Origin of the sequence: Mycobacterium sp. 012931, assembly GCF_000419295.1 — a bacterium.
Lineage (GTDB): Bacteria > Actinomycetota > Actinomycetes > Mycobacteriales > Mycobacteriaceae > Mycobacterium > Mycobacterium marinum.
On the sequence record NZ_AOPX01000001.1, the window covers coordinates 2,016,524 to 2,030,944 of the forward strand.

Below are 14,421 nucleotides of genomic sequence, written 5' to 3' on the forward strand. Positions count from 1 at the left end.
GGCAGCCGTCGCGGCCATTGCAGTTGGCGCTGATTCAACCCGCGTCGGGGAGCCTCATGATGCCCGCCGCCAGGCGCCCAACACCGCTTCGATGATGGCCGTGCGGTGGGCCGCGGTGGACACCGTGGCATCGAGCCAACGCACCCTGCGGTCTCGCCGAAACCACGACCGCTGCCGTCGGACATAGCGTCGAGTGGCCAGACAGGTTTGTTGGCGCGCACGATCCAGGGCTTGAGTGTCTGCGCCGGCCTTGAGCGCCTCCATGACTTGGGCGTACCCCAACGCGCGTGAAGCGGTGACCCCCCTGGCCAGGCCGCAGGGGAGTAGCGAGATCACCTCTTCGATCAGGCCTCGATCGAACATGGCTTTGGTTCGTGCCGCTAGCCGTTCATCAAGAACCTTTGTCTCGCAATCTAATCCGATGATCGCGCTATCCCAGCGAGGGCTGCCGATGCGTGGAGCGGAGGCGGCATACGGGCGACCGGTGATTTCGACCACTTCCAGCGCACGCACCGTACGGCGGGCGTCGTTGAGCGGGATGACTGCGGCCGCGGCAGGGTCGCGGCGGACCAGCTCGGCATGCAACCTGGCCGGCCCGGCCTGAGCGAGACGTCGCTCCCAGCGGGCTCGGATCGCTGGGTCTTTCGCCGGAAAGGCCCAGTCATCGAGCAGCGACTGGACGTAGAGCATCGAGCCCCCGACCAGCAGCGGCAGCGCTCCGCGTGAGGCGATCGCTTCGATGTCAGCTGCAGCCGAACGCTGGTAGCCCGCGACAGTGGCGGTTTCGGTGACGTCGAGCACGTCGAGTTGGTGATGCGGTATGCCGCGGCGCTGGGCCAGCGGCACCTTGCCGGTGCCGATATCCATGCCGCGGTAGAGCTGGTACGCGTCGGCGTTCACGATCTCCACGGCGATCTTGCCGCTGAGTCGGTCCGCAATCTCGATCGCTAAGTCTGACTTGCCGGTTCCCGTTGGTCCGATGATCGTTAGTGGTCTCATATCCTCTGCCTGCTATCTCGCCTCAACAGCGCCTGTCGGAGGGTCAGCAGTGGGGCGAATCGATGTCGGCATGCGTGCCATCCCGTGCTCCCCTGCGGTGGTCCTGCTTGCTAGCGGTGACACCACAAGGGTTGCGTTCGGCGGCCGCGCTGGGATCAGTCAAATGGCCTAATAATGCGCATGGGTCCGCTCTGAGACGCTGGCCTCCCCAGACGACGCGAACGCCGACCGAGTTGATGGGCAGAGGTTGCTGAATGCGCTGTCGACGTCGGTCGTGACGATGAGCCGATCGATCGCGGCGGTGCGCACGAAGCCTTGCTGCCGCAGTTCTTCGAGCCAGTCGAGCAGTCCGCGGTAGTGTCCGGCGGGGTCCAGCAGGACTACGGGCTTGTGATGTATGCCGAGGCTGGCCGCGGTCCAGCATTCGAGCAGCTCTTCGAGGGTGCCCAGACCGCCGGGCAGCGTCAGGAACCCGTCAGCGCGTTCGCCCATGAGGTGTTTGCGTTGGGTGAGTGTGTCGGTGACGATCAGCTCATCGGCACCGAGGTCAGCAAGTTCGGATTGCAGGAGAATTCTCGGGATTACGCCTGTGGTGTGGGCTCCGGCGGTTCTGGCCGCGCGGGCCACCGCGCCCATCATGGCGATGGTGCCGCCTCCAGAGATCAATCGCCATCCGCGTCTACCGATTTCGGTGCCCACGGCGGCGGCCAGGCTCAGGTCGGCGGGGTTGTCGCCGCCGGAAGCGCAGTAGACGCAAATCGTCGTACGGCCATCGGTCCGAGCGCGCCAGGCAGGTCTGGGCCCAGCGTCAACGAATCCCGCCTCCTCGAGCAATCCGGTCACCCGCGCGGATTCGTCGGCGTCCAGCAGGGAGCCGCCGCTGTGCAGGTCGTAGATTCGGCTGGCCGTGCGTTGTGCCGGCAGGTCTCGAGTCACAGACCGTCCTCCAGTACCTTCCTCGAACTGATCAGAAGTTGTCCGCTGACGCGGGTCAACTTGTCGTGGATCACGCAACTTTGGGCGATCGCCGGCTTGGTACCGGGACGAGTGTTGATTTCGATCAGATAGGCAGATGCCTCGATCACGCCGGCACTACGCGACGCCAAGTCGATCATCGACAACCAGTGCCGTCGTTGAATCGCATCCCCAGCTCTGCTGTCCCACTTCAGCAGGGCTTTCTCGATTGCTGCGCGTGTCGAGACCGGGCCGGCGCCGGGGATGTGCTCGAACGTGGCGTCCTTGGTGAACGTCTTTGCGTGGGAGCCGATGTCACGCAGGTCCAGTAGCCTCATCTGCCGTGCGTAAAACTGCTGCACCTCCGCGTACAGGCAGCTGTGCAGCGCCTTGCCCCGCGGCCAGGAGAACAAGCGCAAGCGGTTCGCTGACGGGATCACGCCGCCGTTACTGCCTTCAGGTGCAACAGCGCGGGCAACACGATGTTGGTGTGGCGGTGCAGTTGGGTCCTCTCGGTCAATGTCAGCCGTGGTAGCCGACGCATCAGAGTTCCCACTGCGATCTGGCATTCGAGGCGGGCCAAGCGTGCCCCAAGGCAGTAATGAATTCCAGCGCCGAACATGACCGCTGCGCCTCGGGCACGGGTGATGTCGAATCGGTCCGGCCCCTCGAACACCTTCGGATCCCGGTTGGCTGCGCCTACGAAGGCGATCACCGGTTGCCCCGCACGAATGTGCGCGCCGCCGAGCGTGACGTCTTCGATGGGCTTGCGTGCCGCCGTGGACTGAACCGAGCCGTTGAAACGCAAACTCTCGTTGACCGCAGCTGCCATCAGCTCCGGATGCGCCCGCAGTAATGCCAGCTGGTCAGGGCGCGTCCACAGATCCGCGATCATGTTGCCGATCTGCGCAACCGTCGTCCCGTGTGCGGCGAACATGAGCTGCACACAAAGGGCCAGCAGTTCTTCGTGCGTCAGCTGACCGGCCTCGCGGGCCGCGATCAGGGCGCTGATCAGCCCCGGTCGTAACCGATCGTGGCTGGCCGCGGCGGTCTCGAAGAACCACAACATGTTCGCGGCGGCATCGTCGGCTCTCGCTATGGCCGCAGGTTCCTTGCGCAGATCGAACCCATCGCCAAACCGAGAGACCCACACCGGAAGGTCCGGATGCAACTCGTCGGCGGTCAAGCCCAGCATCGCTGCTATCAATGTCATTGACAGAGGAACGGCATAGTTGTCGATCACGTCGAACGCAGTCGCCTCGTCGAGCCCGTCGATCAGCCGATCCGCGGCCTTGGCCGCGATCATCCGGTAAGACTCGATTGCCGAAGGTGTGAACGTGGGCGCCACGATGGAACGCAGACGCCCATGATGGGGCGGATCCAGTGACAGCAACAGCCGACCCGACAATTCGGCGAAACCGCGGGGCGCGCCAAACACTCGCCCGGATGCCAGAGGATCGGCCGGAACCAATTTGCGGCGAAACCGAGGGTCCCTCAGCATCGCAACGACATGATCGTGTCGAAACAGGTACCAGCATCCGTTGTCGCCGGGTTTGAACGGTTGTCCCCAATGCACCGGATCCGCCTGACGATAGGTCGCGTAAACCGCGTACGGATCGTCGCGCAGCTGCTGATCGTGTGGGCCGAAACGGGCCAACATGGTGTCTGTCACATTCCGTAGGGCGGGGCCGGTTGCCTACGCGATGGCGTTGATCCCAGCCGGGATGGACAGTCGTGATCGGTCACGGTTCGCCTGGCGTCTTGAACGAAAACAACTCGTATGTCATCAGCCGCTGCGCAAATGCCGAATGCATCAACTCTTCGGTGCCGGTCACGTGCGCCGACTCCAGCCGTGTCTTCCAGTATGGGACGGTGAGTCCGGTCAAATCCACCTGCCGACAAGTGATCAACCCGGCCTCGTCTGCCGCTCGCCGGTAGTCGGCCGGCTCGTGAATGTTCGTGCAGTATTGGTCATCGACGCGCTGCTTGACGCTTTCGGCGGCCCGACCCCGGCCCGCGCACCACGCGACCACTACGATTTGCCCACCCGCGACCAGCACTCGGCCAAACGTGGTGAACATCAACCCCAGATCATCGACGTGCTCAGTGCTTTCGCACGCCCACACGGCTTGATAGCGGTGTCGGATCTGGCCGGAACCCAAGCGGCGGTCAACCTCGAGCATGTCGCCGACCCTGAACCTGACCTGGTCTTCCACGCCGCGCACCAGGGCCGTTGCGGCGGCGAACCGCGCCTGCTCAGGCGACACTGTCACGCCTTCCACGGCACACCCGAATCGCTGGTGAATCATGATCGCGCCGCCCCCGGCCCCACAGCCGGCATCTATCACGGTGCCATCCGAAGGCGGTTTACCGAGGAACTTCAGGCCAAAGCTGACCAGCTCGGCCTCGGAGCGGTGCAACCAGTCCAGTCGAGCCTTCTCCTGCATCGGCGCCGGACCGTCCGGCAGGTCGATGCCGTTGTGATTGAAAAACAATCCATCGCGCGACGCGAGCATTGCGTTGAGCCCGTCGCAATCGCGGGTCTTCCGGTCGTAGAGCGCGGCAATGGACATCCGCCGCGCTTCACTCAAGCCGGCTACTATCTCACCAGTACTCAAGTCGATCACCCTCCCTCACTTGAAAATGCCAATCGCCCACTGCTGTTGGCTGCGCAAGGACTTCGATGCGGCAGTGACTTTGCACAGTCGCCGTCCGTGGTTGTCCACCGCTGCGGCCGCACGGGTAGCGGGGGAGAAAGCGGCGTAGGTGCGGTAAAGGCCAGGAGCTTCATCGGTGGGCCCCCGCCGCTAACGGCACGCGGTGTCGGGATGCGTACCGGAACTGGGGATTTGGGCTTGGGCAACCGTGATTCGGGATACCCCCAGCCCGACGCCACGCGTTGTCGGGGTCTGGCCGCGTTCGCTGGCATCACCTGCGGGGGTCCTGCGCTGCTGCAGCAGCGGCCCGTCTGCGATCAGATGGTGCGGTGCGGCATCGGTGATTTCGACATCCACCAAGTCACCCGGCCGGACCGAACCGTCGGCGCTGTCCGGACGGAAGTGGACGAGTCGGCCGTCGCGGGCCCGCCCGCTGATTCGCGCCGTGGTGGCGTTTTTGCGGCCCTCTCCTGCGACCACCAGCAGTTCCTGCCGGGTCCCGACCAGGGATCGGTTGCCCTCCAAGGAGATTCGCTCTTGCAGCGCCACCAGCCGCTCGAAGCGCTGCTGGACGACGTTCTTGGGAATCTGGTCGGGCATGTCCGCCGCGGGTGTGCCTGGCCGAGGCGAGTATTGGAAGGTGAATGCGCTTGTGAACCGCGCTTTTTGTACCACGTCGAGGGTCTGCTCGAAGTCATGTTCGGTTTCGCCGGGAAAGCCGACTATCATGTCGGTGGTGATGGCCGCGTGCGGTATCGCGGCACGGACCTTATCGATGATGCCCAGGTAGCGATCGCGCCGGTAGGAGCGGCGCATGGCCTTGAGGATCTGGTCCGAACCCGATTGCAGCGGCATGTGTAGATGCGGGCACACAGCCGGAGTTTCGGCCATCGCCAGGATCACGTCGTCGGTGAATTCGGCCGGGTGCGGTGAGGTGAACCGGATGCGCTCTAGACCCTCGATCCGGCCGCAAGCGCGTAGCAGCTGCGCAAACGCACCTCGATCCCTAGGCAGTGGTGCCTCGCCCGTCGAAGGGTCCGGGTCTGCGAAATTGACGCCGTAGGAGTTGACGTTTTGGCCGAGCAGGGTTACTTCCAGCACGCCCTGCTCTACCAGGGCCTGCACCTCGGCGAGGATGTCGCCGGGGCGGCGGTCGGCTTCCTTGCCGCGTAGCGACGGGACGATGCAGAAGGTGCAGCTGTTGTTGCAGCCCACCGAGATCGACACCCACGCGGCATAGGCTGAATCCCGTGCCGCGGGCAGCGCCGAAGGGAATGTCCGCAGTGATTCGAGAATCTCGACTTGCGCGTCTTGGTTGTGCCGAGAGTGTTCCAAGAGCACCGGCAGTGAGCCGATGTTGTGTGTGCCGAAGACGACGTCAACCCATGGTGCCCGGTCGAGCACGATGTGGCGGTCTTTTTGGGCCAGGCATCCGCCGACCGCGATTTGCATGCCGGGCCGGCTCGCCTTGATCGGAGCCAGGTGCGCTAGCGAGCCGTAGAGCTTGTTGTCGGCGTTTTCACGCACCGCGCAGGTGTTGAATACCACCAGGTCTGCAGGCGCGCCCGGGTCGGCTTTGATGTACCCGGCGTCTTCAAGCAAACCCGCCATGCGCTCGGAGTCGTGAGCGTTCATCAAGCAGCCGAGAGTGCGGACTTCATACGTGCGGGCGGTTGCGTTGCCCGCGGTATCATTCCTGGTCGCAGGTGGCCGCTCAGTCACAATGTGGTCTTGAGTCACGATTCCTCCGGCAATTTCTCGACTGGAGGGGCGACATTTCCATCGCACGCCCAAAAGGATCGGAACAAGGCATAGCCGAAATTGGACTAATCGAATTCCCCAGGAAAGGGGAATTCGACAAGCCACGGCGAGATATAGCCCATGCAAAACTTTCCGAGCCTCCTTTTGAGGGGGGTGCGGGTTTTGCTGAGTCCGGGACTCCTTTTAAGGGAGCTGCGGATCCACTTCGATTTGAATCTCTGAGAAGTGGTGCTGGTAAGTACTGCAAACCCCATCACCTATGCCGCACAAGTCCCGTGTGGCGATTCCTCGAAAAATTTCCCGGTAAGCAGATAAAAGCCCCGCGAGAGGCATGGTAGGTGCGGCGTTGGGCCATTTCGCGCCGCACTTTGAGGCCGCACTCGCCGGTCAGAGGGGTCGATTGCCCGCACCGACGACTTCGGCAACACGCGGTAACCTCGGTCGCCATGGGGGAGAGCCGATGAGCGCAGGCCTGTTCGGGCTGCTCGATGACGTCGCTGCCCTGGCGCGGCTGGCCGCGGCCTCGGTGGACGACGTCGGTTCGGCCGCGGCTCGCGCGACCGCCAAGGCGGCAGGCGTAGTGGTCGATGACACCGCGGTAACGCCACAATTCGTGCACGGCATCACCGCCGAGCGCGAACTGCCGATCATCAAACGCATTGCGCTCGGCTCGCTGCGCAACAAGTTGGTGTTCATCCTTCCCGGCGCGATGCTGCTTAGCCAGTTCGTCCCGTGGCTGTTGAGTCCAATCCTGATGCTCGGCGCCACATACCTGTGTTACGAAGGCGCGGAGAAACTGTGGAGTGCGCTGCGCGGCAACGGTTCCCAGGCCAGGAGGCCGAAAGACGAACAGCAAGTGGTGACCGGGGCGATCCGGACCGACGTCATCCTCTCCGCCGAGATCATGGTGATCGCGCTCAGCGAAGTGGCCGACTTGGCTTTTCTGCCAAGGCTTGTCGTCCTGATCGTCGTTGCGCTGGTGATCACTGGCGCGGTGTATGGGGTGGTGGCGGCGATCGTCAAGATGGACGATGTTGGGCTGCGGCTGGCCGAGACGTCGTCTCGGTTCGGGCAGCGGCTCGGTCGCGCCCTGGTCGCTGGGACGCCCAGGTTGTTGTCCATGATCGCGGCGGTCGGAACGGTTGCGATGCTGTGTGTGGGTGGCCACATCCTGTTGGTGGGCAGCGATCAGATCGGTTGGCACACCCCATACGGCTTGGTGCATCATCTCGATGAACAGGTGCGCCACGCGGTCGGGTCCCTAGGTACCGTCGTGGCCTGGCTGGTCAATACCGGCGTGTCGGCGGCGCTCGGACTGATTGTCGGGGCAGTAGCGGTCACGCTCGTGCACCTGCTGCCGTTTCGTCGGGTGGGTTAGGCGCCGGCGTGCGCCGTCAAATGAAGTCCGAGCCGCCGTCGGCATTCACCGTCGCGCCGGTCACATAGCCGTTGCGCCGCGACACCAGGTAGGCGGTGATGGAAGCGACCTCCTCGGGAAGGCCGGCGCGGCCCAGATCGCACGGCTGGTGAAAGTATTTGTCAATCCAGGCCATGACGTCGTACGGGTTGGTGGCATCGAGTCCGTCGGCGGCCAGCAGGTCTTTGAGCTGTTCGGTAAAGCTGGCCGTGACGATGGTTCCCGGGCACACGCAGTTCACCAGGATGCCGTCCTTGGCCAGGCTCTTCGACAGGTTCTTGGTCACGCTGGACAGGGCCGCCTTCGAGGCCGTGTAGGCGACCAGGCGTGGGTTCTGTCGCTGAATTGAGTGCGCGGACAGCGTCACAACGCGGGCCCAGTCCGCGGCGCGCAGCAAGGGCAACGCGGCGCGAATCGCCCGGACCCCCGACATCGTGCCCAGCGTGAACGCGGCATCCCAAGCGGCGTCGTCGAGTTCCTCGAAGTACCCGTCGCCCGGTCCGATCGTGTGCACCAGGCAATTGAGTTGCCCCCAGCGTTCGGAGACGGCGGCGAAGGCGCTGGTGATCGATGCGGCGTCGGCCATGTCCGCGCTGATCGCCATCGCGTCGGGAGCGCCGGCCTGACTTAGCCTTTCCACGGCGCTGTCCAGTGCCCGCTTGCCACGGGCGATCACCGCCACGCTGGCTCCTTCGGCGGCCAGGGTTTCGGCGATGGCCAGGCCCATGCCTTTGCTGCCTCCGGTGACGACGGCCTTGGAACCGCTGAAGCCCAGGTCCATCGCATCTCCTCTGCGGGCGGGCGCCTCACATGTCAGTCTGGCGCGGTGATCTGCGCAATGGTGTCCGGCGCAACGCCCAGTCCGCGCAGGCAAAATCGCACCGTGCTCTCGCGAACCTCGTCGCGTCGGCAATCCCCGGAGGCCCACTGCTGTTCCGTGTTGGCCCACACCACGCCCTGAATGGAGCGCGCCTCGCTGTGCGGGTCGACGTCGTGGAACACTTCCTGGGCCACGCCGAGGTGAAGCTGCTCGATGAGCGGCTCAAGCGTTTCGGCGTATGCGGGTTCGACCAGCTCGGGGGCGTTGAGCAGATGTGATTGAGCATCCATGGACAGGTGACGCAGGTCCGCCTTGACCGCGTCGTCGAAAGCCAAGTCGAGGCGGCCGTCGATCCAGGCAGCCACTCCTTCGATCGGATTTGTCGCTTTGGCCATGAGCGTTCTGAGCCGCACCGCTTCGACCCGGGCGACCTCGAGGAACATCGTGGCTACCAGTTGGTCTTTCGACTCGAAATGCCGGTAGAACGCCCGGGTGCTGAGTTGGGCCCGGTCCAGGACGGTCGCGACGCTAAGTCCACGAACCCCATGTTCGCGAACCGACATCGACGCGGCGACCAGGATGGCACGCCGAATGCCAGGATCCGGAGCAAGCTTGTGCCGGCGCCGCGTAAGCCGGCTACTCAGGTCCGCCTGGCGGCGGGTGCCCGGGCTGTTCGGATGCGTCATAGATCCGTAGGTACCCACCAGGCGCTTCCGGGACACCCGCAGCCGACATTTCATCGTCGCTGCAATGTCGGACATGTGTTAGCTACCTGCGCGGCAGTGCATTGTGGGTGAGGGGGATGAGCCGCCTTTTACGGGCAATATGTGCGCATCGAGATGTCGACGTAGTCGCCAGCGTGGTTGCTGAGGGCCGGATTGCTCGAACGAAATGCCGCGACGATCTCGTCCACAGTGAGCCCACGACGGAAGTTCTCGCACACCAACTTGCCGTTGTAGATCGCTGCGTTGGGATTGGCGAAGGAGATACCCCGGTCGTTGAGCGCTGCGATGTAGGCGCTGTCCTGCTCAGGAGTTGAGGCGATCGTCGTCGTGGTGGTTGGGGCGGACGTCGGCGTTGGCGCAATCTGGGTGACCGACCGCGGCTTCGAGGCCTTGCCCGGCGAGCTCTCCGTGGACAGGGCCCAGCCACCGATCACGATCACCGCCGCAAACCCGAGACCGAGCAACAGTAGGGCCGCGGCCCTGGCCAAGGTGGTGCGCCAGGACTGGACGAGCGACGCCGGTTCAGCAGCAAGCTCCTCGCCGCGACCATCGGGGATGTCCGGGACATCGGGGAGGTCTGGGCCGGGGTCGCGGACGTCGCTGACGTCCTGTTCGCGCGACCAGGCCGTCTCGACCGTGTCGGTGGGTGCGGGACTGGGGACGGCTGCCGTCTTGTCGCCGTCGAGTGCGGCGGTCTTGTCGGAAGCCGGGACCGGCTCGGCCATGAGGGCCATGGTAGCCATCGACTCCGTCACCCGATGCGGGCCAACGGCGGGCGCCCGCTTTATGTGAGGTGACGGTCACGCCACCTGGCGAATCGGCCCGTCGGTGCGTGTATCGCCGCCATCACCGAGCTCATCGATGAAGCCACCGAACTCGCGTGCTCGGCGGGCTCGGCGACCGGCGGTCCATCACCCTCCCACCACGTCGGCCGCAATAGTGCCGTCGTCACCGGAATCGCGTCCTCGACGCTGCTGCGGCCCCACTCGTAGGCACGGTCGATGGCGCCGGCCGAGGGGGCCAGGTTGATCGGTGACAGCGTCGGCTGGAACCTGACCAGGTGGTCGGCATACGGCAAATTGCGCACCATCTGCAGCTGGATCGCCTGGGTAATCGGGGCCAGCCACATGTGCCGGGAGTCCCACTGCGGATGGAAGCAATCAAAGGCCAGGTAGCACGCGTTGCGGGTGCCGAGCTTTCCGTCACGCACCCGCTTCCACGCCAATTCGACCGGCACGTTGCTGGCCGCGCCGCCGTCGACGATCGCCGCGATGTCTTGGTCGGCGCAGAGGGCATCGAGCATGTCGAGCATGCGGTCATCACTGGTTTCGTGGTGCAGCACGCCGGGAACGGCAGACGAAAACGACGCCGCGTCGACGACGTCGAAGTCGCGATCGGGGTCATCGCCGCTGACCACGATCGGTTTGACCACCCGCAAGTCGATGAAGGCGGAAACCTGCCACATTCGGGCTGCGACCAGCGGGCCGATGCCGATGGGCTGGAAGGGCAGTGAGCGCAGTTGCAGCGCCGCCAGTTCCGGACGGCGAAACCGGGATGGCAGTGCGGAATACGGTTGCTTTCGCACGCCGGAGACCACGACATCGAACGGAATCGTCAGATCTGACATGCGGAGCCGGATGTTGTCTTCACGGCTGAGCAGCGATAGCGCGAATTGGTCGAAGCGCAGGGCGAACATCCCGGCCAAGCCGTGGCGGCGGCGCAACCGCTCGGGGCCCAGAATGGCGCGATAAGACACCGTCTTGGCCCATTCCACATAGTCGTCGATCGGCACCGGCAGGCAACGCGCCACCAGACTGCCGATGATCGACCCGAACGACGACCCGATCATGTAGTCAGGCGTTTGGCCGGCCTCCAGGAGGCGCTGGATGCCGCCGATGTAGACGAACCCCGCGCCGCCCCCGCCGCCGAGGATGGTGACGAGCTTCTTGTAGCCGACTTCGGAGTCCAGTTCGGCCGCAGAGAAGTCGCTGCCGTGGCGTTCGATCAGCACTCGCCGTTGGTCGTCTTGGTCGGCGGACAAACCGTCGAGCGCGGTGCGTGCGGCCTTGAGCGCGGTGATCGGATCTGGCTCTTCGCGCAGCGGTCCATACAGGGTGTCGCTGACCCGGGACCGCCACGGAGCGACTTCGGCGCCCACCGAGATGTCACCGCGTCCGCGGCTGCCGCCCGGACCCGCGGCTCCCGGTTCGAAGTCGGCGAGTCTGGCGAAGTTGAGGATGTAGCGCAGCTCCTCGTCGCTCAACACGCCCGGGTTGGCCAGGTGCTGCCGGATCAGCCTGCTTTCCATCTTTTGCAGCAGCTGGGCCGGCTCGGCCGATGGGAGATCGACGGTGTCGAGGGAATCATCGATGTCCTGAGTCTCGGCATCGATCTTGTCGACCAGGTCCAGTGCGGCGTGACGGCGAGCAAAACGGCTGCCTATCAACTCGGCGAACGGAATGTGCATCAGATCAACCCTCTCATGGCGATCATCTGCGCATGGCTACCGTCCGGGGGGCACCGAGACGGTCGGCAGAGCCGAGCTGCCCGGCCAGCAGCCCAGCGGGCTGATGCCCTTGTTGATCGCGGCCGTAATGCAGTTCTGCACCACAACGTTGGGGTCGTTGCTGATTGAGCGGGACAAGATCTCGTTGGCCTTGGCCTTGGCCTTGGCCTTGGCCTTGGCCTTGGCCTTGGCCTTGGCCTGAGCCTCGGCGGTGCGCTGCGCCTCCACGGCGATCGAGGTCTGCGCGCGCTGCTGGTTGAGCTGGTTGATCTTGTCCTCGGTGCCCTGGTCGTACTGGATGGTCGGAACGTTGACGTCGAAGATGTCGACTTGGCGGCCCACGTCCTGGCGCATGATGTCGGCGGCTCGCTTGGCCAGGTTGGGCAGAGGGGACACGTCCAGGTTTTGCGGGTCCAGTGGGTTGAATGCGGCGAACACCTCGTTGAGGGCAACCGACAGATTCCGCTCGATGAGGTTGACCCGCACGTTGTCGAAGGTTTTGTACTGCTGGAAGAGTTCGGGTGCGGCCGACTGCTTGAGCTGCCAGCGGATACTGACGTCGGCCAGGGCCGTGGATTGGTTGCCCAGCCGCACGGTGATGCGCTGGTCGCTGTTGCCTTCCTTGACGTACTTGTCGATCTGCACCGCGCCGTCCAATTGGTGGGTCATCTGCCAGGGCCATTTGCCGTGGAAGCCGTTGTTCAGGCTCACCCCGTTGGGGCGGCCGAAGGTGGTGACGATCGCGATCTGCCGGGTCCCGACGATGGTGAAGCAGCCCATCAGGAAGAACAGGACCGCCGCCCCAAGGGCGCCGAGGGTCACGATCTTGCCGCGTAGGCGCGCTTTGTCATTGCCGGCGAACTTCCACAGCAACGCCGCCACGGCGGCGCCGATCAAGCACATGGTCAACATCACGATCTCCCACGTCATCCCTACGCTCCTTCTCCCGCTCGGGTGATGCCGATCGGGCGCGGCATTGCTCAGTTGGGTTCAGCCAGGCCCAGCCAGGTGCGGCCGGGTACGTGCAGACTAGGCGTTGGCGCGACCTGGCCGGGTGCAACGCCCGAGAATGTGGCGTCCGCGGCGGGCTTCAGGTGCCGCAGTAGGTCCGGTAGGCGCCGAAATCCTCAGGCGCCGGGCCGGCGTAGCGCTCGAGCCCAGGCCTTTCGACATAGGGGTCCGTGACCGCATCCAAGAGCCGGCGGAACGGATCGAGGTTGCCGTCGGTCGCCGCGGTCAGAGCCTCCTCGACGAGATGGTTGCGGGGGATGTAGATCGGATTGACCCCGTCCATCAATTCGGCATCCGGCCCCAGGTTCTGCCAGCGTGACAGCCAGTCGTCGAATCCGCTTGGGGCGTCAAACATTGCGCGGGCCGCGCCGCCATCTCCACGGGCCGCTGCCGCCAGGTGCCGGAAGAACGAGGTGTAGTCGACCTGGCCCTGCCGCAGGAGCTGCAGCAGCTCGTCGGCCAGGGGCTTGACCACCTCGGCCTCGGTCACCGCCGGCAAGCCGAGTTTGGCTCGCATACCGGAGCACCAGACGGCGTCGTAGCGGGTGCGGAATACCCCGAAGGACTTCTCGGCGAGGGCGATGCCCTCCTGCATGTCGTCGGCGAGCAGCGGCAGCAGGGCCTCGGCAAAGCGGGCCAGGTTCCAGCCCGCGAGGACGGGCTGGTTGGCGTAGGCGTAGCGGCCCCAGTGGTCGATCGAGCTGAACACCGTTTCGGGGTCGTAGGCCTCCATGAAGGCGCACGGCCCGTAGTCAATGGTTTCGCCCGAGATGGTCATGTTGTCGGTGTTCATCACCCCGTGCACGAACCCGATCAACATCCAGCGCGCCAGCAGTGCGGCCTGGACCGCGACCACCTCTTCGAACAGCGCGAGGTAGGGGCGCTCGGCATCCGCGGCGCCGGGGTAGTGGCGGGCGATGGCGTAGTCGGCGAGGCGCCGCAGCAACTCGACGTCGCCGGTAGCGGCCGCGTACTGGAAGCTGCCCACCCGCAGGTGGCTACGGGCGACCCGGACAAGCAAGGCGCCGGGCAGTGGTGTCTCGCGCTGAACCTGGCGCCCGGTACCCACGACGGCCAGGGACCGCGTTGTCGGGATGCCCAACGCGTGCATCGCCTCGCTGACGATGTATTCGCGCAACATCGGCCCAACCACGGCCAGGCCGTCGCCACCGCGGGCGAACGGGGTGCGCCCGGAGCCTTTGAGGTGAATGTCGTACAGGCGCCCATCGGTATCGGCGATCTCGCCGAGAAGCAGGGCGCGGCCGTCGCCCAACCGCGGGACGAACCCGCCGAACTGGTGCCCGGCGTAGGCCTGCGCCACCGGAACCGCTCCGCTGGGTAGCAGACTGCCGACCAGGAACCGGACTCCTTCGGAACTGCGCAACCACGTGGAGTCGAGTTTGAGCTCGCCCGCCAACGGTTCGTTGAGCACCAGCAGCCGCGCGTCTGGCGGCACCTCGGCCTGCCAGCGAACGGCCAGCTCCGGCAAGTCCCGCAAGAAGTGGCTTTGCAGAGCGATGGTCAGATCCGGTGCAGTGCTCATCTCACCAAGCTTACGGACGGGTCAGCCA

At 65.0% G+C, this 14,421-nt stretch carries 13 protein-coding genes; 1 reads left to right on the forward strand and 12 read right to left on the reverse strand.

The features are described from left to right. Positions 1 to 54: 54 nt before the first annotated feature. From miaA to miaB, 6 genes are all read right to left on the reverse strand, one after another. Positions 55 to 999, reverse strand: coding sequence for a tRNA (adenosine(37)-N6)-dimethylallyltransferase MiaA (gene miaA, locus MMSP_RS09155; RefSeq protein ID WP_020786394.1), 945 nt, complete (start codon positions 997 to 999; stop codon positions 55 to 57). A 168-nt stretch (positions 1,000 to 1,167) separates the two neighbouring features. Further along, the gene (locus tag MMSP_RS09160; RefSeq protein ID WP_231991586.1) at positions 1,168 to 1,758 is read right to left on the reverse strand and encodes a TIGR00730 family Rossman fold protein; all 591 of its coding nucleotides are present in this window, start codon (positions 1,756 to 1,758) and stop codon (positions 1,168 to 1,170) included. Positions 1,759 to 1,931: 173 nt separating this feature from the next. Next, positions 1,932 to 2,393, reverse strand: coding sequence for a nuclear transport factor 2 family protein (locus MMSP_RS09165; protein ID WP_012393399.1), 462 nt, complete (start codon positions 2,391 to 2,393; stop codon positions 1,932 to 1,934). Further along, positions 2,390 to 3,625 carry a cytochrome P450 gene (locus MMSP_RS09170; protein ID WP_232022615.1) on the reverse strand — a complete coding sequence of 412 codons (1,236 nt, stop codon included), beginning with the start codon at positions 3,623 to 3,625 and terminating at the stop codon, positions 2,390 to 2,392. Before MMSP_RS09170 ends, MMSP_RS09165 begins: the two co-directional genes overlap by 4 nt. 70 nt (positions 3,626 to 3,695) lie before the next feature. Next, entirely contained in the window at positions 3,696 to 4,544 is an 849-nt protein-coding gene (locus tag MMSP_RS09175; RefSeq protein WP_235065717.1) for a methyltransferase domain-containing protein, read from the reverse strand. Between the two features lie 216 nt (positions 4,545 to 4,760). Then, positions 4,761 to 6,245 (reverse strand): tRNA (N6-isopentenyl adenosine(37)-C2)-methylthiotransferase MiaB, encoded by a 1,485-nt coding sequence (miaB, locus tag MMSP_RS09180; protein ID WP_020786397.1) that lies wholly within the window; start codon positions 6,243 to 6,245, stop codon positions 4,761 to 4,763. Positions 6,246 to 6,831: 586 nt separating this feature from the next. Here miaB and MMSP_RS09185 point away from each other — a divergent pair. After that, on the forward strand, positions 6,832 to 7,749 hold the full coding sequence (locus MMSP_RS09185; protein ID WP_036426375.1) for a DUF808 domain-containing protein: 918 nt from the start codon (positions 6,832 to 6,834) through the stop codon (positions 7,747 to 7,749). Positions 7,750 to 7,765: 16 nt separating this feature from the next. Here MMSP_RS09185 and MMSP_RS09190 read toward each other — a convergent pair whose 3' ends face one another. The 6 genes from MMSP_RS09190 to MMSP_RS09215 form a co-directional block, all read right to left on the reverse strand. Further along, the gene (locus MMSP_RS09190; protein ID WP_015355012.1) at positions 7,766 to 8,569 is read right to left on the reverse strand and encodes an SDR family NAD(P)-dependent oxidoreductase; all 804 of its coding nucleotides are present in this window, start codon (positions 8,567 to 8,569) and stop codon (positions 7,766 to 7,768) included. Between the two features lie 32 nt (positions 8,570 to 8,601). Then, positions 8,602 to 9,369, reverse strand: a complete 768-nt coding sequence (locus tag MMSP_RS09195; protein ID WP_036426376.1) for a TetR/AcrR family transcriptional regulator — start codon at positions 9,367 to 9,369, stop codon at positions 8,602 to 8,604. Between the two features lie 53 nt (positions 9,370 to 9,422). Further along, positions 9,423 to 10,058 carry a DUF732 domain-containing protein gene (locus MMSP_RS09200; RefSeq protein ID WP_020732315.1) on the reverse strand — a complete coding sequence of 212 codons (636 nt, stop codon included), beginning with the start codon at positions 10,056 to 10,058 and terminating at the stop codon, positions 9,423 to 9,425. A gap of 59 nt (positions 10,059 to 10,117) precedes the next feature. After that, on the reverse strand, positions 10,118 to 11,800 hold the full coding sequence (locus MMSP_RS09205; RefSeq protein ID WP_020786400.1) for a patatin-like phospholipase family protein: 1,683 nt from the start codon (positions 11,798 to 11,800) through the stop codon (positions 10,118 to 10,120). A gap of 36 nt (positions 11,801 to 11,836) precedes the next feature. After that, entirely contained in the window at positions 11,837 to 12,769 is a 933-nt protein-coding gene (locus tag MMSP_RS09210; RefSeq protein WP_020786401.1) for an SPFH domain-containing protein, read from the reverse strand. Between the two features lie 160 nt (positions 12,770 to 12,929). Beyond that, positions 12,930 to 14,393 (reverse strand): YdiU family protein, encoded by a 1,464-nt coding sequence (locus MMSP_RS09215; RefSeq protein ID WP_020786402.1) that lies wholly within the window; start codon positions 14,391 to 14,393, stop codon positions 12,930 to 12,932. Positions 14,394 to 14,421 lie beyond the last annotated feature (28 nt).

What these genes read in the sequence shown, in the direction of transcription:
- MMSP_RS09205 (WP_020786400.1), bottom strand. Translation starts at nt 11,800, where the DNA reads ATGCACATTCCGTTCGCCGAGTTGATAGGCAGCCGTTTTGCTCGCCGT.
- miaA (WP_020786394.1), bottom strand. Translation starts at nt 999, where the DNA reads ATGAGACCACTAACGATCATCGGACCAACGGGAACCGGCAAGTCAGAC.
- MMSP_RS09190 (WP_015355012.1), bottom strand. Translation starts at nt 8,569, where the DNA reads ATGGACCTGGGCTTCAGCGGTTCCAAGGCCGTCGTCACCGGAGGCAGC.
- miaB (WP_020786397.1), bottom strand. Translation starts at nt 6,245, where the DNA reads ATGAACGCTCACGACTCCGAGCGCATGGCGGGTTTGCTTGAAGACGCC.
- MMSP_RS09215 (WP_020786402.1), bottom strand. Translation starts at nt 14,393, where the DNA reads ATGAGCACTGCACCGGATCTGACCATCGCTCTGCAAAGCCACTTCTTG.
- MMSP_RS09200 (WP_020732315.1), bottom strand. Translation starts at nt 10,058, where the DNA reads ATGGCCGAGCCGGTCCCGGCTTCCGACAAGACCGCCGCACTCGACGGC.
- MMSP_RS09195 (WP_036426376.1), bottom strand. Translation starts at nt 9,369, where the DNA reads ATGTCCGACATTGCAGCGACGATGAAATGTCGGCTGCGGGTGTCCCGG.
- MMSP_RS09210 (WP_020786401.1), bottom strand. Translation starts at nt 12,769, where the DNA reads ATGACGTGGGAGATCGTGATGTTGACCATGTGCTTGATCGGCGCCGCC.
- MMSP_RS09185 (WP_036426375.1), top strand. Translation starts at nt 6,832, where the DNA reads ATGAGCGCAGGCCTGTTCGGGCTGCTCGATGACGTCGCTGCCCTGGCG.